The 16,789-nt window shown below is 66.1% G+C and carries 27 protein-coding genes and 1 pseudogene; 18 read left to right on the top strand and 10 right to left on the bottom strand.

Annotated elements, in window-relative coordinates:
* Nucleotides 1–21: 21 nt before the first annotated feature.
* Entirely contained in the window at nucleotides 22–669 is a 648-nt protein-coding gene (locus tag VHS75_RS07945; RefSeq protein ID WP_329638072.1) for a DUF4142 domain-containing protein, read from the bottom strand.
* 135 nt (nucleotides 670–804) lie between these two features.
* On the opposite strand from VHS75_RS07945, the gene VHS75_RS07950 reads away from it, so the two are divergent.
* Genes VHS75_RS07950 through VHS75_RS07990 form a run of 9 tightly spaced genes read left to right on the top strand, consistent with a single transcriptional unit; the run spans nucleotide 805 to nucleotide 5,981 of the window.
* The gene (locus tag VHS75_RS07950; RefSeq protein WP_329638073.1) at nucleotides 805–2,556 is read left to right on the top strand and encodes a thiamine pyrophosphate-dependent enzyme; all 1,752 of its coding nucleotides are present in this window, start codon (nucleotides 805–807) and stop codon (nucleotides 2,554–2,556) included.
* 55 nt (nucleotides 2,557–2,611) lie between these two features.
* Nucleotides 2,612–3,106 carry a DUF421 domain-containing protein gene (locus VHS75_RS07955; protein WP_329638074.1) on the top strand — a complete coding sequence of 165 codons (495 nt, stop codon included), beginning with the start codon at nucleotides 2,612–2,614 and terminating at the stop codon, nucleotides 3,104–3,106.
* Between the two features lie 20 nt (nucleotides 3,107–3,126).
* Nucleotides 3,127–3,300: a hypothetical protein gene (locus VHS75_RS07960; RefSeq protein WP_329638075.1), complete on the top strand. Its 174-nt coding sequence runs from the start codon at nucleotides 3,127–3,129 to the stop codon at nucleotides 3,298–3,300.
* Nucleotides 3,297–3,986, top strand: a complete 690-nt coding sequence (locus VHS75_RS07965) for a CinA family protein (RefSeq protein ID WP_329638076.1) — start codon at nucleotides 3,297–3,299, stop codon at nucleotides 3,984–3,986. The genes VHS75_RS07960 and VHS75_RS07965 overlap by 4 nt, the downstream gene beginning before the upstream one ends.
* Nucleotides 3,983–4,420: a hemerythrin domain-containing protein gene (locus tag VHS75_RS07970; RefSeq protein ID WP_329638077.1), complete on the top strand. Its 438-nt coding sequence runs from the start codon at nucleotides 3,983–3,985 to the stop codon at nucleotides 4,418–4,420. The genes VHS75_RS07965 and VHS75_RS07970 overlap by 4 nt, the downstream gene beginning before the upstream one ends.
* Before the next feature lie 2 nt (nucleotides 4,421–4,422).
* Entirely contained in the window at nucleotides 4,423–4,614 is a 192-nt protein-coding gene (locus VHS75_RS07975; protein ID WP_329638078.1) for a hypothetical protein, read from the top strand.
* Between the two features lie 20 nt (nucleotides 4,615–4,634).
* Nucleotides 4,635–4,955, top strand: coding sequence for a plasmid stabilization protein (locus tag VHS75_RS07980; RefSeq protein ID WP_329638079.1), 321 nt, complete (start codon nucleotides 4,635–4,637; stop codon nucleotides 4,953–4,955).
* Nucleotides 4,955–5,179, top strand: a complete 225-nt coding sequence (locus tag VHS75_RS07985) for a hypothetical protein (RefSeq protein ID WP_329638080.1) — start codon at nucleotides 4,955–4,957, stop codon at nucleotides 5,177–5,179. The genes VHS75_RS07980 and VHS75_RS07985 overlap by 1 nt, the downstream gene beginning before the upstream one ends.
* 7 nt (nucleotides 5,180–5,186) lie before the next feature.
* On the top strand, nucleotides 5,187–5,981 hold the full coding sequence (locus VHS75_RS07990; protein WP_329638081.1) for a DUF72 domain-containing protein: 795 nt from the start codon (nucleotides 5,187–5,189) through the stop codon (nucleotides 5,979–5,981).
* A gap of 193 nt (nucleotides 5,982–6,174) precedes the next feature.
* On the opposite strand, the gene VHS75_RS07995 is transcribed toward VHS75_RS07990, so the two are convergent.
* The 6 genes from VHS75_RS07995 to VHS75_RS08020 form a co-directional block, all read right to left on the bottom strand.
* Nucleotides 6,175–6,546: an ATP-binding protein gene (locus VHS75_RS07995; protein WP_329638096.1), complete on the bottom strand. Its 372-nt coding sequence runs from the start codon at nucleotides 6,544–6,546 to the stop codon at nucleotides 6,175–6,177.
* A 131-nt stretch (nucleotides 6,547–6,677) separates the two neighbouring features.
* Complete coding sequence (locus tag VHS75_RS08000; protein ID WP_329638082.1) at nucleotides 6,678–7,007, bottom strand: hypothetical protein; 330 nt, start codon at nucleotides 7,005–7,007, stop codon at nucleotides 6,678–6,680.
* Between the two features lie 17 nt (nucleotides 7,008–7,024).
* Nucleotides 7,025–7,360 (bottom strand): hypothetical protein, encoded by a 336-nt coding sequence (locus VHS75_RS08005; RefSeq protein ID WP_329638083.1) that lies wholly within the window; start codon nucleotides 7,358–7,360, stop codon nucleotides 7,025–7,027.
* Between the two features lie 212 nt (nucleotides 7,361–7,572).
* Nucleotides 7,573–8,097: a GNAT family N-acetyltransferase gene (locus VHS75_RS08010; RefSeq protein ID WP_329638084.1), complete on the bottom strand. Its 525-nt coding sequence runs from the start codon at nucleotides 8,095–8,097 to the stop codon at nucleotides 7,573–7,575.
* Nucleotides 8,094–8,339: a DUF1778 domain-containing protein gene (locus VHS75_RS08015; protein WP_329638085.1), complete on the bottom strand. Its 246-nt coding sequence runs from the start codon at nucleotides 8,337–8,339 to the stop codon at nucleotides 8,094–8,096. Before VHS75_RS08015 ends, VHS75_RS08010 begins: the two co-directional genes overlap by 4 nt.
* A gap of 496 nt (nucleotides 8,340–8,835) precedes the next feature.
* Nucleotides 8,836–9,249, bottom strand: a complete 414-nt coding sequence (locus VHS75_RS08020; protein WP_329638086.1) for a hypothetical protein — start codon at nucleotides 9,247–9,249, stop codon at nucleotides 8,836–8,838.
* Between the two features lie 393 nt (nucleotides 9,250–9,642).
* On the opposite strand from VHS75_RS08020, the gene VHS75_RS08025 reads away from it, so the two are divergent.
* The 3 genes from VHS75_RS08025 (at nucleotide 9,643) to VHS75_RS08035 (ending at nucleotide 11,267) form a co-directional block, all read left to right on the top strand.
* Nucleotides 9,643–9,978, top strand: coding sequence for an MbcA/ParS/Xre antitoxin family protein (locus VHS75_RS08025; protein WP_329638087.1), 336 nt, complete (start codon nucleotides 9,643–9,645; stop codon nucleotides 9,976–9,978).
* A 9-nt stretch (nucleotides 9,979–9,987) separates the two neighbouring features.
* The gene (locus VHS75_RS08030) at nucleotides 9,988–10,506 is read left to right on the top strand and encodes an RES family NAD+ phosphorylase (RefSeq protein WP_329638088.1); all 519 of its coding nucleotides are present in this window, start codon (nucleotides 9,988–9,990) and stop codon (nucleotides 10,504–10,506) included.
* Nucleotides 10,507–10,655: 149 nt separating this feature from the next.
* Nucleotides 10,656–11,267, top strand: coding sequence for a helix-turn-helix transcriptional regulator (locus VHS75_RS08035; protein WP_329638089.1), 612 nt, complete (start codon nucleotides 10,656–10,658; stop codon nucleotides 11,265–11,267).
* Here the strand turns inward: VHS75_RS08035 and VHS75_RS23075 are convergent.
* Nucleotides 11,264–11,554 carry a helix-turn-helix domain-containing protein gene (locus VHS75_RS23075; RefSeq protein WP_414694258.1) on the bottom strand — a complete coding sequence of 97 codons (291 nt, stop codon included), beginning with the start codon at nucleotides 11,552–11,554 and terminating at the stop codon, nucleotides 11,264–11,266. The two genes, VHS75_RS08035 and VHS75_RS23075, sit on opposite strands and share 4 nt — an antisense overlap.
* A 225-nt stretch (nucleotides 11,555–11,779) precedes the next feature.
* On the opposite strand from VHS75_RS23075, the gene VHS75_RS08040 reads away from it, so the two are divergent.
* The 6 genes from VHS75_RS08040 (at nucleotide 11,780) to VHS75_RS08065 (ending at nucleotide 15,997) form a co-directional block, all read left to right on the top strand.
* On the top strand, nucleotides 11,780–12,394 hold the full coding sequence (locus VHS75_RS08040) for a lytic transglycosylase domain-containing protein (protein WP_329638090.1): 615 nt from the start codon (nucleotides 11,780–11,782) through the stop codon (nucleotides 12,392–12,394).
* Nucleotides 12,391–13,431: a type IV secretory system conjugative DNA transfer family protein gene (locus VHS75_RS08045; RefSeq protein WP_329638091.1), complete on the top strand. Its 1,041-nt coding sequence runs from the start codon at nucleotides 12,391–12,393 to the stop codon at nucleotides 13,429–13,431. The genes VHS75_RS08040 and VHS75_RS08045 overlap by 4 nt, the downstream gene beginning before the upstream one ends.
* The gene (locus VHS75_RS08050; RefSeq protein ID WP_329638092.1) at nucleotides 13,421–14,215 is read left to right on the top strand and encodes an LPD7 domain-containing protein; all 795 of its coding nucleotides are present in this window, start codon (nucleotides 13,421–13,423) and stop codon (nucleotides 14,213–14,215) included. The genes VHS75_RS08045 and VHS75_RS08050 overlap by 11 nt, the downstream gene beginning before the upstream one ends.
* 310 nt (nucleotides 14,216–14,525) lie before the next feature.
* Nucleotides 14,526–14,771 (top strand): hypothetical protein, encoded by a 246-nt coding sequence (locus tag VHS75_RS08055; RefSeq protein WP_329638093.1) that lies wholly within the window; start codon nucleotides 14,526–14,528, stop codon nucleotides 14,769–14,771.
* A gap of 100 nt (nucleotides 14,772–14,871) precedes the next feature.
* Nucleotides 14,872–15,456 carry a DUF2239 family protein gene (locus tag VHS75_RS08060; protein ID WP_329638094.1) on the top strand — a complete coding sequence of 195 codons (585 nt, stop codon included), beginning with the start codon at nucleotides 14,872–14,874 and terminating at the stop codon, nucleotides 15,454–15,456.
* Nucleotides 15,446–15,997, top strand: a complete 552-nt coding sequence (locus VHS75_RS08065) for an SOS response-associated peptidase (RefSeq protein ID WP_329638095.1) — start codon at nucleotides 15,446–15,448, stop codon at nucleotides 15,995–15,997. The genes VHS75_RS08060 and VHS75_RS08065 overlap by 11 nt, the downstream gene beginning before the upstream one ends.
* 10 nt (nucleotides 15,998–16,007) lie before the next feature.
* Here VHS75_RS08065 and VHS75_RS08070 read toward each other — a convergent pair whose 3' ends face one another.
* Both VHS75_RS08070 and VHS75_RS08075 read right to left on the bottom strand, forming a co-directional pair.
* Nucleotides 16,008–16,202 carry a DUF3126 family protein gene (locus tag VHS75_RS08070; protein WP_414694259.1) on the bottom strand — a complete coding sequence of 65 codons (195 nt, stop codon included), beginning with the start codon at nucleotides 16,200–16,202 and terminating at the stop codon, nucleotides 16,008–16,010.
* A 92-nt stretch (nucleotides 16,203–16,294) separates the two neighbouring features.
* Nucleotides 16,295–16,789: pseudogene (locus tag VHS75_RS08075) on the bottom strand (hypothetical protein); the annotation flags it as partial.

The raw sequence follows: 16,789 nt of genomic DNA on the forward strand, positions 1-16,789 counted from the left end.
CGGCCGGCCCGCGAGGGCGCCTCAGCTCTTCTTCATCGACGCCTGGATGGCCTTGATCCTGTCGAGGTGCTTCTGGACGACCGGCACGATCTGGGCCGCGCCGCCCTTCAGGCCGGCGTCGGAGCCGTCCTTGGCGTAGCCGTTCATCAGGTCCAGCGCTTCCTTGTGGGCGGCGACCTGCTGATCGACGTAGGTCTTGTCGAAGTCGGCGTCGCTCGCCTTGTTCAGGTTGTCGATAAAGCCCTGGCGGCGGTCATCGAGTTTGGCGGCGGGCGTCTGGCCGGCGGCCTGGACCAACGGCTTCATCAGGTCCGTGCTCTTGGTGTGATCCTTGACCATCATCTTGGCGAAGGCCTGGATTTGCGGATTCTTCGACCGCTTCTCGGCGATCTGGGCAGCCTGAATTTCGTACATGTCCGACTGGCTGGCGTTGGAGACGAAGGCGGCCGTGTCGTGCGGGCCGAGCGCGTTGGCCGAGGTCGCGCCGACCGCGGCGCCGGTGGCATCCTCGGCCTTGCTGACCGCGGAGCCGGTGGCCGAGGCCGCGTCGGAGGCGGCGGCCTTCGTCGCGTCGGTCGCGTCGGCGGCGGTGGTGCTGGCGGGCTTGTTGCAGGCAGCCAGCGACAGGGCGGCGAGCGCCGCGGCGCTGAGCAAGAGGGTGTGTCTCATTTGATGTGTCTCCCGGCGAGATGATCGGCAGGAGAAGGCACGCGATGAGGCTTGGTTCCGCGGGCCCCGGACGATCCATGGGAACGGCCTTCGGCGACGCGCCGTTGTGCGCTCATCTCAGCCCGGAGCCAGGCCATGCCGCAGACCGCCTCAGATGTCCTCGTGGACACCCTCGCCAAGTGGGGCGTGGGCGTCGTGTTCGGCATTCCAGGCGACGGGGTGAACGGCGTGATCGAGGCGCTGCGAAAGCGCCAGGACGACATCCGCTTCATCCAGGTGCGGCATGAGGAAGCCGCCGCCTTCATGGCTACGGCCTATGCCAAATTCACCGGCAAGCTCGGCTGTTGCCTGTCGACCTCGGGTCCCGGCGGCATCCATCTGCTGAACGGTCTCTACGACGCTAAGATGGACGGGGCGCCGGTGATCGCCATCACCGGTCTGCAGTTCCACGACCTGGTGGGCAGCTTCACCCAGCAAGACGTAGCGCTCGACAAGTTGTTCGAGGACGTCGCCTGCTTCAACGAGCGGATCATGGGACCGGCCCATGTGGAGGGCATGACCGAGCTGGCCTGCCGCACCGCGCTGGCCCGCCGTCAGCCCGCGCACCTGACGATCTGCGTCGACCATCAATCCGAGGCGCTTAAGAAGGACAAGCCTTCCGAGCGCAACCTGCCGCACCACATCTCGAACGTCATGGCGAGCGGGGTCACCACACCCGTCGCCGGGCAGCTTCAGAAAGCCGCCGACATCCTGAACACCGGCCAGAAGGTCACCATCCTGGCCGGCCAGGGCGCGCTGGGCTGTGAGGCCGAGCTGGCGAAGGTTTCGGACTTGCTGGCCGCGCCGGTGGCCAAGGCCTTGCTCGGCAAGGCCGCATTGCCCGACGATCATCCACACTGCACCGGCGGCGTCGGCCTCCTTGGCACCGCACCCTCGCAGGACGCCCTGGAAGGCTGCGACACCCTGCTGATCATCGGCTCGACCTTCCCCTACGTGGAGTTCTACCCCAAGCCCGGCAAGGCGCGAGGCGTGCAGATCGACCGCGATGGCCAGCGGCTGGGCCTGCGCTTCCCGATCGAATGCGGCCTCCTGGGCGATGCGCGCGCGACCCTCAGGACGCTGATCCCCTTGCTCACCCGCAAGGACGAGCGCGGCTTCCTCACGAAGATCCAGGCCGAGGTGAAGGACTGGAACGCGCTGCTTGCCGAACGCGGCAAGCCGGACGAGAGGCCGATGCGCGGAGACGTGGCGGTCGAGGCGCTGAGCCCGCTGCTGGCTGGCCGCGCCATCGTCACTACAGATTGCGGCGTCAACACCGCCTATGCCGCGCGGCATCTGAAGATGCGCTCCGGCATGATGTTCTCGACGTCCGGCACACTCGCGAGCATGGGCGCGGGCCTACCCTATGCGATCGCGGCGAAGATCGCGCACCCGGACCGGCAGGTGGTTTCGGTCGTCGGCGACGGCGGCCTGACCATGCTGATCGGCGAAATGGCCACGGCGAAGAAGTACGGCGCGGCCGTCAAGGTGGTGGTGCTGAAGAACAATTCGCTCGGCCAGATCAAGTGGGAGCAGATGGCCTTCCTGGGCAACCCGGAATACGTCTGCGACCTCCAGCCTATCGACTTCGCCGCGGTGGCCCGCGGCTTCGGGTGGACCGCCTTCTCCGTCAGCGACCCGGCCGCCGTCGCGGGCGTCCTGGCCCAGGGGCTGGAGGCCGAAGGGCCGGCGCTGGTGGAAGTCGAGATCGACCAGAACGATCCCCTCCTGCCCCCCAAGGTGAAGGCCAAGCAGGCGATCAACCTGATGAAAGCCTTGATGAAGGGCACGCCCGGCCGCGCAGACATCGCCGCTCACATCGTCCAGGACGCGCGGGAGATGATCTGAGCGCCACAAGCTCGATCGCGCGCAACGCCATGGCGGAGCGGACGTTTAGCGCGGCATGGAATTGTTCCGTGAGCTGATCGGTCCGGACAACGGCGCCAACACCGCGCAGCTTTGCGTTCGGGCGGTGATCATCTTCTTCCTGGGCGTGGCCTACATCCGCATCGCCGGGCGGAGGACCTTCTCCAACGCCTCGCCGCTCGACATCGTCGTGGCGCTCGTCGTGGGCTCCAACCTCAGCCGTGTAATGACCGGCAAGGCCGACTTCTGGCCAGCGATCACCGCCAGCCTTCTGCTGGTGATCCTGCACCGAGTCTTCGCCACGCTGACGACCCATTGGGGCTGGCTGGCGAAGCTGATGAAGGCTGAACCGGTGGTGCTGGTCCGCGACGGAACCGCCGACCGCAAGGCCATGCTGTGGCACGGCATCGGCGACATGGACCTGCGCGAAGGCCTGCGCCTGGAACAGGTCGAGACGCCCGAGGAGGTCCGCCTGGCGACTCTGGAGAACAGTGGACGCATCAGTGTCGTGCCGAAGGCGAGGCGCAGCTAGAAACCCACGGGAGACATGAGATGACCAAGGACAACACCAAGGGCCGAGAGTCCAACGCCGCCCAGCCGCTCGGCGAACGCATGGGGACGGCCTCGAAGGCCGAGACCAAGCGCACCGGCAAGGCATCGCTGGGCAAGGCCGGACCGGATGGTCCGAAGAGCGGCGCGGTCGGCCAGGCGTTCAAGGCGAAATGACGGAAACCCTCAGCCCCACCCTGCCCGCGGATGTGGAGGAACAGGTCGAGCGCGTGCTGAAAGCCGCCTTCGACCGTGGCCTCACCCTGGTCACGGCGGAAAGCTGCACCGGCGGCCTGCTCGCTTCCCTGCTGACCGACATCGACGGCTGTGCGCACGCCTTCGAGCGCGGGTTCGTGACCTACGCCGACGCGGCCAAGGCGCAGCAACTGGACGTGCCGGCCGAACTTCTGAAATTCCACGGCGCGGTCTCGGCGCCGGTCGCGGAGGCGATGGCGGCCGGGGCGCTGGCGCGGTCGGAAGGCGACATCGCGCTCGCCGTCACGGGCTTTGCCGGCCGCGGCGCGGCGCATGAAGAACCCGGCCTAGTCTTCATCGCCGCCGCCCGCCGCGGCGGCGCCGTTGAGGTCAAGGAGGTCCATTTCGGGGCGTGGGCCGCGGCGCTGTCCGCGTCGCCTGCCTTCGCCAATCTCTTGAAATGCTTGAAAAGATTGTCGGGTAGGCGACGCTCGCGACCTCCGAGCTCCGCCGTGGGAACTCCTCCTGGCGCGCCGTGTTGCAGCAGTCAGCAGGACAGGGAGTTTTCATCATGGCCACCGCCCAAACAAAGACCACCGCGAGCCGCGCCAAGTCCGGCCGCAAGCGCCGCACCAGCCGCCGCGATCCGCTGGCGATCAGCCTCTTGAAAAGGGACCACCGAGAGGTCGAAGGCTGGTTCGACGAGTACGAACAGCTGGAAGACGACGCCGACAAGCTCGAGCTCTTCAACAAGATCGCCCTGGCGTTGAAGGTGCACACGACGATCGAGGAAGAGATCTTCTATCCGGAAGAGCGCGGCGACGTCGAAGAGGACATGCTGGACGAAGCCTATGTCGAGCACGACGGCGCCAAGAAGCTGATCGCCGAGATCGAGGCGATGAAGCCCGGCGACGAATTCTACGACGCCAAGGTCAAGGTGCTGGGCGAGTACATCAAGCACCACGTCAAGGAAGAGGAACAGCCCGGCGGCATCTTCGCCCAGGCCAAGAAGGGTGACGAGGATCTCGACGCCATGGGCGAACGCCTGGATGCCCGCAAGCAGGAGCTGATGGCGGAGATGGGCGGCCAAAAGGCGAACTGAGCATGACGGCGATACCGGTCTTCGACCAACCGCTTGAGATCACTGTCGAGGATGGCGAGGTGGTGATCATGGGGCCTGATGGCCTCTGTGCCTCGCTAACCGCCGACGCCGCGCGCGAATCCGCGCGCCGGCTCGCCGACGCGCTCTCGCGCCTACCCGGCGGCGGCCAGACCTACCAAAAACCCCTGGGCTGAAAAGAAGAGGAGCTTCAGCAATGCCCCAAGGCGACAAGTCAAAGTACACCGACAAGCAGGATCGCAAGGCCGATCACATCGCCGATAGCTACGAAAAGAAGGGCGTTTCGCAGAAGGAAGCGGAAAGCCGCGCCTGGGCCACCGTCAACAAGGACGACGGCGGCGGCAAGAAGGCCGGCGGCTCCGGCCGTGGCAAGTCGACAGGCCACCCCCGCGCGCACAAGGGCGGCAAGGCGGGTGGCAAGGCTTCGGCCAGCCGCAGCGCCGCCGACCGCTCGGCCTCCGCCAAGAAGGCCGCCGCCACGCGCAAACGCAACGCCGAGCATCACGCGCACAGCTGATGGCGGACACAGCTCCCCGCCCGGCGCGGACGGGCGGCTGCCCCTGTCGCGCGGCGCGGGACGCCCCCGACGACGTGCTATGGGCCTTCCACATCTGGGAGAGCCGCCGCATCCCGTGGTTTGTCGTGCGCGACGACCTACCTCGCAACGCAGCCTTCCGCCCTCATACGCCGGGTTTGGAAGACGGCTCCGAACGCGCGCTGACCGGCACGGGCGAGCCCTAACCCCGCCATGTCGCAGGGCCGCATCCGTGTCGGCACGTCCGGCTGGAGCTACAAATCGTGGCGCGGCCCGTTCTATCCGGCGGACATGCGGCAGAAGGACTGGCTGACCCACTACGCAACCCAGTTCGATACGGCCGAGATCAACGCGACCTTCTACCGGCTGCCGTCACAGGCCGCTGTGGCGGCTTGGCGCGAAGCGACGCCTGCGGATTTCGAATTCTCTTGGAAGGCATCGCGCTTCATCACCCAGGCCAAGAAGCTGCGGGATCCGGAAGAACCGCTGGCGCGGGTGTTCGCGCCGATGGCGGCCTTGGGGCGAAAGCGCGGCCCGACCCTCTTCCAGCTGCCACCGAGCCTGCATCTCGACTTGCCGCGGCTCGGGGCCTTCCTCGCGCGACTGCCGCCCGGCCGCCACACGGTCGAGTTCCGGCATCCAAGTTGGTACGCCGAGCCGACCTTGACCATGCTCGCCGATCACGACATCGCGCTTTGCGTGTCGGACCACGCCGACGCGCCGGCGCCCTGGGAGAGAACGGCCAGCTTCGCGTATGTGCGTTGCCACGGCCCTACCGGGCGCTACGCCGGAACCTATCCGGACAAGACCCTTGAGCACTGGGCCGATCATATCGGCTGTTGGGCTGGCGACGGTGACGTCTACGCTTACTTCGACAACGACATCGGCGCCGCCGCGCCCGGCGACGCCATGCGACTGCGCGAGCGGCTCGGCGCGTTCGCGGTCAGGCCCCACGATCGATCCGGAACAGCTCCGGTTGTCGCAGGCGCAACGTCTGCAGGAGCATGAAGAGCTTAGCGTCGGCGATCTTGCCGCGGTCCGCTGCGCCGGCCATCTGCAGCAGAGGCTGCTCGAGGACTGTGATGGCTTCTTGCTCGCCGGCCGCGCCTCCACCGTCGCCGATGCGATCGCTGGCGGCGTAGGGGGGTTCGTCGCCCTTGGCGTCCTCGCGGTCCTGGCGCTAGCTAAGGCATCGCCCGCTTCATGAACTCATCGAACAGCGGCACGGTAAACTCCAGAATCCCGTGCTTTGCACGCTCATCCGCAGGAGCGTCTTGCGCAGGCTCGGGATGATCAGTGGCGCAAGCGGCGAGCCTTCGGGCGCCTCGATAAGATCGACCATAAAAATGGCGGCGGCCGCCTCGTCGCGAATGACGTTCAGCAGCACGGTCTTGCCCACGCCTCGAAGCCCGGTGAGCAGTAGCCCCCGTGGCGCAGCGCCCCGCGCCGTCCGCGCCAACGCGACTTCGCAGGACTTCAGGATTTCTCCACGGCCGGCCAGCTCGGGCGGGCGGCTGCCGGCGCCGGGTGAGTAGGGGTTCAGTTCGGGTTTAACGACGCTATTATGACCTATAACTCACTATCAATCGCTACAAACGGCCCGTTGAGCGCGACGAGCTATTATAGGCTATAATTTCCTATGATTCACTAGGGGACGGGACGCGCCTTCGACGTTCCAGCCCGAAGCGGGTCGCGGTGACTTGCTCACGCGCCAGCTGCGGCGCTCCTTTCAATGACCTCGGTCAGACGACGAACCCTATGGTCAATTTCGCCGTCGTTCTGAATGTCGAAGACGCTGTCGCCGGAAAGCCTATCGGCCAGATCTTCAAGGCGACCAGCCAGCTCGTGCTCAGCTTCTCGTCCTCTGTGAACCAGGCGCTTGCGCCTCGCCACGGCGCTCGCACACACCTGCGCAACCGTCACCGGCCAACCTAAGGCGCGGGCCTGATCCACTACGGCGCGCGAAACGTTGAGCACGACGGTCCGGCCGGCCACGAGGTCGTCGATCACCGCGCCCAGAACGCCGTAGGCCAACCCGTGAGCCCTCCAACTCAAGGCGTAAGCCCGGCGCGTTCCCGGGCGTCGAACTCCTCCGGCGTCAAGCTGACGAACGCCTCCGCCCGGTCATCGCGGACACGGGTAATCTCCCGTTGCGGAAACACGAAGCCCGGCCTGTCCGCGAGCAGACGGCGCGCGCCGTGGATTAGGGTGTCCTTGCCCGATCCGCTCGGACCAACAACCAGCACCAGTCTGCCATCGAGGGTCACGCGGACCCTTCCTCTCTTGAAGCCGCGGTAGAGCACTACCGTCAGCAAGCAGGAGAGCAGGGCTAACAGCCCGAGGGCGGCCCAACGGAAAAGAAGCAGGTCCTTAATGCTGCCGGTCATCTTCCGCAGCCCTCGCCAGGCACGCTCGCTTTACCATGCGCCCAGACTGGCGCGAAGGCCGGAGGTCCGCAATGGGTCGCGAACTGCCGGTGACTTGTGGGCCGAAAGTTGCCGTTCAGAGATATTGAGGTTCCGCGCTGATCCCCGATCTCCCGAACGGCATTGGGTCAGAGTTCCGTATGGTGGCGCCTACAGCACCCCAGAACGCACTCCTAGAGCTTGTCCACGTCGCGCAACGCGGCTTCGACCGTGGACAGGGCTAAGACAAGTGATTGGGGGGCATCCTGAAGCGGGATCGCGCCGAACCCTGCATACCAACTGGCGGCGCGTTCGTTTTTGGCATCGATGAGGAGCACGACGCCACCGACCTCGGCAGCGGCGCGCAGGCATCGACGCCCAGCTGCGAGCAGGAGCTGCCCACCGAGGCCATTGCCTTGCAGGCTCAGCTGAGTAGCCAAGCGGGCCAATCGGAACGCGGGCACGTCGTGTCTTGCAAGGCCGCGGCGAACAACTTGTGGTGCGCGCTCGTAGCTGAGAGATGCTGGAGCCACGCTATAGAAGCCGAGGATGCTGCTGCTCGCATCGTCGATCGCAAGGAAAGTCTTGGCGGCGCCCTGGTCGTGGCTTTGGCGCGCGTAGCGGCGCAAGAATTCGTTGATGTCGAGGTCCCCACAATCGAAGGCGCTGCGATCATGATCTTTGGTGATCGCCTCTTCATGCCAGGCCGGAACAATCATGCCGACTTAGGCATCGCCCTGGCAGCGGCTCGGAGTTTCGCATTAGGCGGGGGAGGATTTTCAAGAAGATCGAGCACGAGCTGGCTGTCCCTCGCCGACAGTTTCACGTGATCGGCTTGCTCGATTATGGCCTCTGCCTCCCGCAACGCGTTACGAAGAACGAAATCGGTGAGGTCTGTATTTTTGAGCGCCGCCGCCCGCAGGAGGGTCGCCTTCTGCTCCGGCCGCACGCGAAGGCTCATGCGCCTGTTGTCATCGACTGCAACCCTCGGCATCACGTTCTCACCCAATCGTACCTATTGAAGGTGTACATCTCGGTCCACGGGTTGTCAATTGTGCACATTGAAAACGTACAGCAACCAAAATCTCGGCTCACCTCGTAAGTGCTGACGCCACGCAGACCGTCAAATGTGCGAACAGGTGCGAGATTTCACGAAAGACGAGTGCACGGGATTTGCACGCGGCCATGCACAACTACTTGATTAAATTAAACTATGTGTCCAATCCATCATGGGGGTAATGGATAACATATTGATTTTATTCATATTTTAAGGTAACGCTTCGCTGGACGCCTTTCAGCGTTTTTTCAATCACTTAGCAGAATCCGTGTGCAATTGGCGCCTATATCGCAGGTTGGCGCAGCCCGAACTTCGGCTATGAGTCATTGTTTTTATTGACTAATTTTTCGTCCGTCGGCCCCTTGTCGGACTGGACAGACTCATAAATGTTTTCAATAGGTTACCGGGGGGCGCGTGCAAATTGCACTCGAGAGTCGCTGCGCGGCTGCTCACGCCAGAGAGCTGATACCCATATGGAGGCGTCGCCCCCCGAAACCGGCGACATATCGTCGGAAGCATTTACGCTACGCCACCGGTCGGGGCCGACCTGAACCCAGCTAAGTTCGGGCTCGACGTCTTTGGCCGGCGCCTCGTTTCCCCCGTCGGATCCTGGGTCCCCATCCTGGGAGGGTGTTTCCAATCCGGCGTCGAGCCCGGGATCAGGATCGACGCCGGCGTTGCCGCCAAAAAAGTTCTGATAGCGCTGCGCGGCGGCTTCCTGGCGCTCTTGCTCAATGTCATCGGGTGAACGGAGGTACCATCGCGTAAGCGCGTCGCCTTCCAGGCGCGCGGGATCGATCTGGTCATAGACCATTCGTGCTCTCCTCATGAGGATGACCCGCGCTCAACAGCAGCGGGCGCGCGCAGCGGCTTTGCCGCTGCGAAGAGACTGGGAGCGCGTGGGTTCTTTGCTGCGGGCCGTGTCCGCCTAACGGCGGATGGCGCGGGGCAGTGATCGACGCGTCAGCAACATCTCTTATTCGAGACTGTGCGTCAAGAACAAAATAGGAACTTTGTGCCGTTGCGGGTGGCGCGCAGCGCTGCCGACAGCGTCGCTTGCCAGGATCGACCTTCTACCATATATTGACCGATAAATAGGTCAAAGGAACGGCACATGTCGCAAGCAGCAAGAGTGGAAGCGGTCCGTACGCGCCGACGCCGCAAGGCGCTTGTTGAAGCGCCGCGCCGCCTGTCGATCGGTAGCCTGATGGATGAACGCGGTAGCGTCAGGGTCGACGACGTCGCCGAGGCGTTCAGCATGTCCAAGGCCCAGTTGGCGGATACAGCGGGTCTTGCGCGGGAAGTGTTCCAGAAGTCCAGCCGGCGGGATGGGCCGAAGGCCCAGAGCCGGGTTCGCGAGATGCTGGAAATCATCAGTCTCGTCCAGGGATGGGCTGGCAGCCCGGCGCAGGCCATGGCCTGGTATCGCGCCGAGCCGATCCCGGCCTTCGGCGGGCGCACAGCTGAGGCCCTGGTCAAGACTGGCAGCGCGACGGCCGTGCGAGACTACGTCGATCATCTGGCGACCGGCGGATACGCTTGAGGATTACAGGTGCGCTTTAGGGGCGAGGGCTTCCGGGCCCACGATCCCGCCTGGTCCTGGAGTCCCCTTTCCGGCGTCGGCGCCGCTCTGAAGGGTCGCCGGTTCAACTGGCTCGGCCTCGAAACGCTCTACCTCTCTCTCAGCTACAAGACCGCATTTCGGGAAGTTTCCAGCGGCTTTGCGCACCGTCTGACGCCCTATGTCCTTTGCAGCTACGACATCGACTGTGACGACATCGCGGATCTACGGACCGAGGCGGACAGGACGGCGGCAGGTGTGGCGTTGGGCGATCTGGCCTGCCCCTGGGGCTCGGACCTCATCGCCGGCCGTGAGCCGGCGTCCTGGGGCGTCGTTCGAAAGCTCCTCGGCGCGGGCGTCGCGGGCATCCTCGTACCGAGCTTCGCCAACGGCGCCACCGAGGACGACCAGAACCTCGTGCTGTGGCGCTGGGGGCCGGACTTGCCGCATCGAGTCACCGTGTTCGATCCGACCGGCAAGCTCCCAAAGAACCAGCTCTCCTGGCGCTAAGGCAGCATCGGGCCAAGCCGAACCCGCGAAGACGTACGCGATTCTTCGACAGTCGACTGCACGCAATTTGCACCCGAATGGCGATAATCGTTTGATTTTATTAAAATATCCGTCCTATCCATCATCGGCCCAAACGGTCCTGAGTTTCGATGTCGCGTGCGCCCTGCCAGAAGCGATGGCTGAGCCAGGCCGTTCGGATGCCCCCAACGCTCGACTTTGCGTCGCAACCATTTGGTGTAGGAGTATGTGACAATCTGAAGTTGATTGCGTCGGGCAGCATGGATGTTTCGCGGAGCCAGAGTGAAACACAGCGCCGCACGACGCTGTCGCAGGTCCTGAAGCGTCTCCGCGTCCGCGAGGGATACCGAACGGCGGATATGGCCCGGGAGATGGGCGTCGCGCTCAGGACCTACCAGCGCTTCGAGTCAGGCGCTCTCGGCATCGACTTCAACAAAATCTTCCGGTTCGCTCGCGTCGTGGACGCCGATCCGTGGGGGATCATCTTCGCCGCCGAGTTCGGGTCGGTGGGCTTCGCCATCCACGCCGCCGACAATCACGCCGCGTCGCTGTTGCTCACCATGCTGCGCCGCTTCGATCGGCGGAGCGGCAAAGACATCGCCGTGCTCGATCCACGCAGCCTGGTGAAAATCTTCAGCCAGAGTTTCGAACAAATCCCCCTGCGCGCCGAGCGGCTCAAGGCCGACCTTGAGCAGTGGATGTTTGATGAGGCGTTCGACGGCGAGGACGAGGACGACGACTAAATCGACCGGCGCGGCCGACGCCAGCTCGGCGGGTCTCCGATCAATCCGAGCGACCGGGCGCGGATGACCGCCTGCAGGCGCGTCTTGACCCCAAGCCTCTGACACGCGCGAAACACATGCCGCTCGACGACGCGGTGGCTGATTCCGAGGATGACGCCAATGTCCCGCGAGCTCTTTCCTTCCAAGACCCAGGAGAGGCACTCAATCTGACGTGGAGATAGGGCGATGTCCTCGGCTGATTCACCCCCACGATGTTGATTTACACCGTCGACCAGTTGATGACGCATCTCGACTCCTTTGCACTACATCGTGACCAGACATTGCGGGCCCCGAAGCGCTCAAAAGTCGAATTCAACTTTGAGTTCCAAAGCGAATACCTGACGACTCCTTTCATCGTTTAGCGCGCCAGAATCTGTCGCCAAGGGCGTCAGGACGAGGCGGCGAGATCGGGTGAGGTTACGCCCTCCCCGCTCGACCCCTGGACGGACAACCTATCGGCGAAAGGACGCGCCATGCGCCTCGACCCGACCACAGTGCTGTCCCTCGCGGCCGCCTGCGCGCCGCAAGTCTCGCCCGACACGCTTCTGGCAGTCGTGCAGGTGGAAAGCGGCGACGATCCCTTGGTCATCGGCATCAATGGTCCGGGCGGACAGCGGGTCTCGCCGACCACGCCGGAGGTCGCCGTCCGCACCGCGGAGGCCTTGCGGGGGGCGGGCCGGAACTTCGACGTTGGCCTCGCCCAGATCAATGTCCGCAACCTCGCCCGGCTGGGCCTGAGCCTGAAGGACGCTTTCGATCCGTGCCGCAACCTGGCCGCCTCGGCCAAGGTGCTCGTCGCCGATTGGCGTCTGTCGGTGAGCACGACCGGCTCCGCCGCGGCCGCCCTCGGCGCGACACTGTCGCGCTACAACACCGGCGGCGCCCGCCGCGGCTTCGCAAATGGATATGTCGCCCGGGTGACCGCCGCAGCGGGGCCGCCCGCACCGCAATTCGCACGGGCTGCGAGCTCGAGCCGGTCGACGACAATCGCCGTCTCATCGCGCGCGCCCTGGGACGTTTTCGGGGGCGGCCGCGCCTCGCCCCATCAGGCCTTCGTCTTCAATCCGAACACCGGAGTCGAACAATGACCCTATCCCCCCGTGCGCGCCGCGGCCTCGTGCTGGCGGCGATGGTCGCCCTCACGGCCTCACCCGCCCTGGCCCAGACGACCGGGGTGGGAAGCAACCTTGGCAGCTTCCTCCAGACCGTCACGTCGCGGATGAACCTCTGGCTGAACCCCCATGTTCGGGCCGCCACCGAGACCAGCGATTTCGACCTGCGCGACCTGCGCAGCCGTCGAATCTCGCTCTACCTCGGAGTCACGCCGGATAATCTGACACGGGTCGCGCCGCTCTATGCGCTCCTCCTGCAACTTTTGATTGATCTCAACACCCGCGAACGGCCGAGCGCCGGGTGCAATGCCGTGCCGGTCCTGGTGCTGCTCGACGAGTTCGCGCGGCTGGGCCACGCCGGCGTCATCGCCCATGGATTCGCCTATGTGGCGGGCTACGGCCTGCGGCTCCTGCCCGTCCTGCAGAGTCCGGCCCAGCTGCGCGCCGAATATGGCCCCGACCTCACCGAGGAGATCATCGCCAACTGTGGCGCCGAGGTGGTCTTCGCCCCAAAGGAGCTGCGGGTCGCCAGGGATCTCTCCGAGCGCCTCGGCTACGCCACGGTGCCAGGCCGCACCCGAAGCCGCCCGAGCGGCCTCTCCGGCGGCGGCCGGTCGGTGAGCGAATCCGACCACCGCCGCGCGTTGATGCTGCCACAGGAACTTCTGCAGATGCCCGCCGATCGGCTGCTGGTCCTCAAGGCCGGCCTGCCGCCGGTCCGCGGCCGGAAGATCACCTTCTATCGCGAGCGCGCCTTCACCCGACGGGTGCGGCCGCCGCCGACCGTAGCGGCGCGACCGCTTCGCGCGGGCGCTGTTTGGCCAGGCCCCAAGCCGAGCGGCGCGGCGGCCGATCCCCTGACCCTGGAGGCCGTGGTCCCGCTGCTCGACCGGGCCGGCCTTGCGCCCCTGCCGCCACAAGGGGCGGCCGAGTCCGAGATCGCAGCCTGGGTGGAGCGGTTCATTTCCGACTCCGCGCGGCCAGCGGACCCGGAGACGCAACATGCCCGATGATCCGGCCGCGACAAACACCCTGCGCCCCGATGGATCGGCGCGATCGACCGACGTGGGCGACGTCCCCGATGCCCTGCGTCGGCGCTATCTCACGAAGCGCGCGCGATGGGGCGGCGGGCTTGCGTACTATGCCGATGCGACCATCGTCGCCCCGAGCTTCCGCGACCGCGGCCGCGAGCTGGTCGCGATCCGCAGCGACCCGAACACCGTACGCGACCTGGTCGCGATCGCCGAGCATCGCGGCTGGATGCGCGCCCAGGTCCGCGGCGCCGCCGGCTTTCGGCGACAGGTCTGGCTCGCCGGCCGGATCGCCGGGCTTGAGGTGGACGGCTATCGCCCCACCGAACGCGATCGGCAGGATCTCGCCCGCCACTTGGAGCGCCGGACGCGCCGTCACAATCCCGCCCCGGCCCGGGCCCCGGCGCCTGAAACCTCTCGGCCGCAGGGGCGACCGGCGGCGACAGCGGCCGGCCCAACAGCAGAGGACTGGCAGGATCTCGCACGTCGCTTAGCGGCCCGCACCGGCCGCCCAGGCCCGGACCTGGCGCAAGCGCCTGGGACCGTTCAGCGGCGCGGGCGACAAAAGATGGAAGCGCCCGGGCCAAGCGAGCGCATGCGCATCGTGGAGACCGTGCTTCGCGACCGGGTGGCCGACCCGGACGCCCGCGCCCGGATCTTCGACACCGCCCGTCGCCGGATCGCTGAGTTGCTGGAGCGCGGCGCACGGTTCTACCGGCTGCAGGCGCGCGAGACGCGACGCCGCGCGCCGGAACGCCAGCGGTAGGTCATCAGCCTGCCCTGGGGGGCGAGGACCTGGCCCACCGCGCTGGACGCCTGGGGCCGCCGGGTGATCATCAATCCCCGCCTCGGCGCCCGCGGCGACGCCATCGACGTCACCGGCGCGACGAGCTGACCTATCTGCTGGACTCCGGCCCCGATCGCATTGACGCTCGACTTGTAGAGATCGGCCACCGTCTACGTCCCCCGGAGAGGCCACCGCCGCGAAGGCGGAAGCGCTGGTGGACGATGCGGCCACGGGCCCGCCCAGATTTGCTCCCAAGGCGATGCGCCTCACCCCAAGAGCCCTACCAAACATGACCGAACGCCCCAGCCGGCCCATCCTGCATCTCAAGGCGGCGACCGCGAGCCCCGTGCTGGCGCCGCCGGCCGCAGGTTGGCGCTGCAAGCCCTGCGGCGCGGTGGTCGACGTCAACTCCGGCCTTGCGGACGCCGACGAGGTGCGCTGCCCGTCATGCGGCGCGCTCTTGGGACGCGCCGGTCAGTTCCGAAGCGATCCGCCACAGCTCCAGCGGATTCGGGCGCGTCGCGTCGGATCCTAGGGTGTCCGTAGAGTGTTTCGCGAAGCCTATCGGGAGCCAGGGGCCGGGCCTATTCGCTCGCGCCGCTTGCTTTTGTTTGATCCGGGTAAAATAGAAGTTGATGACCACCACGCAAATCCCCCAGACCGGCATGACCGCCTTCGCGAACGCCCAACGGATTGCGCGCGGGGAGATCGCCGCCGTCGCGCGCGCCGCCCACGCCTGCCGCGATGAACCGCTGCTGATCTTCGAGGACGCGACCGGTCGAACCGTTGAGCTCGACTTGAGAGGCTCGGTTGAGGACGTCCTGGCGAGGCTGACGCCTGCGACCGCATCTTCGAAGCCCGCCCGCGGCCGCCCAAGACTTGGGGTCACGGCGCGCGAGGTCACCCTCTTGCCCAGACATTGGGAATGGCTGGCCCACCAGCCCGGCGGCGCTTCAGCGACCCTGCGCCGCCTGGTCGACCAGGCGCGACGCGATACAGGCGAGGCTGACGTTGTCCGGCGGGCGCAAGAGTCGACCTATCGGGTGATGACCGTCCTGGCCGGCGATCTGCCCGGCTATGAAGAGGCGACGCGAGCCCTGTTCGGAGGCGATCAAGCGCGCTTTGCCGACCTGACGGCCTCCTGGCCCAGGGACATTGGCGATTACGTGCGCAGCCTCAATGCGAAGGCGATGCCCATGGGGTCTCCCCATGTGCAATGAATATCGCTTCAAGCAATCGCTGGACCACCTGGCCGACGCTTTCAGACGGCTTGACATCCCTGTCCACTGGGCCGGCGGCGCGCCGAACCTGGAGCCGCGCGATTCCATCCGCCCGACCGACCCGGCGCCGATCCTGGTGGGCGCGCCCGACGGGGCAGAGCTGAAGCAGCTGCGCTGGGGCTTGGCCAATCCGCACAAGGGCGGGCCGATCATCAACTTCCGCTCCGACGGCCGCCGCTTCGCCACCGGCCGCTGCCTGATCCCGGCTGACGGCTTCTACGAGTTCACCGGCGACAAGCCGCCGAAATCGAAGTGGCTGTTCACTGCCGCCAACGACGACTTCTTCTGCATCGCGGGCCTGGTGCGCGACGAGCGCTTCAGCATGCTGACCATGGAGCCGGGGCCGGACATCGCGCCCTACCACAACCGTCAGATCGTCATCCTGCCGCGTGAGCAATGGGCGGCATGGCTCGGCCCCTCGTCGGAAGCGCAGATCCCCGCGCTTCCGGCCGGCAGCCTGAATGTCGTGCAGATCCGCTAGGGTCCAAGCCCTACGGCAGGTCCTCGGCCAGGATCGCCATCTCGAACATGAACGAGCCGTCGCCGTCCTCGTCCTCGAACACCACGCCCACGAACTCCTCGCCGATATAGACCTCGGCGGAATCCTTCTGCTTGGGCCGTGGCGTCAGCGCGATGCGCGCGTTGGCGAAGGTGCCCCGAAGATGCCCCTCGAGCTTCCGGATCATTCGTTCGTCCACGCCAGGCTCCTTGAGTCTTCAAAAGCGGCGCGAACCTAACCGGTCACGTCGCTCCCGAAAACCAGGAACGGCGTAAAACGTCAGATCACGTAGTCGTAGACGGTCTCGGCCAGGGTGTGATCCATGCTCTTGGCCGGCTCCTCGCAGGTCGGGCAGTTGACCAGCCGCGCCGGCACGCCGGCCGCCGTGCAGCCCGCCGGCACGGGTTTCAGCACCACCGAGCCCGAGGCGATCTTCGCGTAGTCGCCGATCTCGATATTGCCCAGCACCTTGGCGCCCGCGCCCAGCAAGACGCCCTTGCCGATCTTCGGGTGGCGGTCGCCGCGCTCGGCGCCGGTGCCCCCCAGCGTCACGCCCTGCAGCATGGAGACGTCGTCGCCGATCACCGCGGTCTCGCCGATGACGATGCCGGTGCCGTGATCGACGAACACGCCGCGGCCGATCTTCGGATGGCGGTCGACGCGATCCGCGCTCGTGCCGCCGAGTGTCACGCCGTGCAGCATCGAGACGTCGTCGCCGATCACCGCGGTCTCGCCAATGACGATGCCGGTGCCGTGGTCGAAGAACGCGCCCTT

The sequence above is a fragment of the Phenylobacterium sp. genome, from assembly GCF_036264965.1.
Lineage (GTDB): Bacteria > Pseudomonadota > Alphaproteobacteria > Caulobacterales > Caulobacteraceae > Phenylobacterium.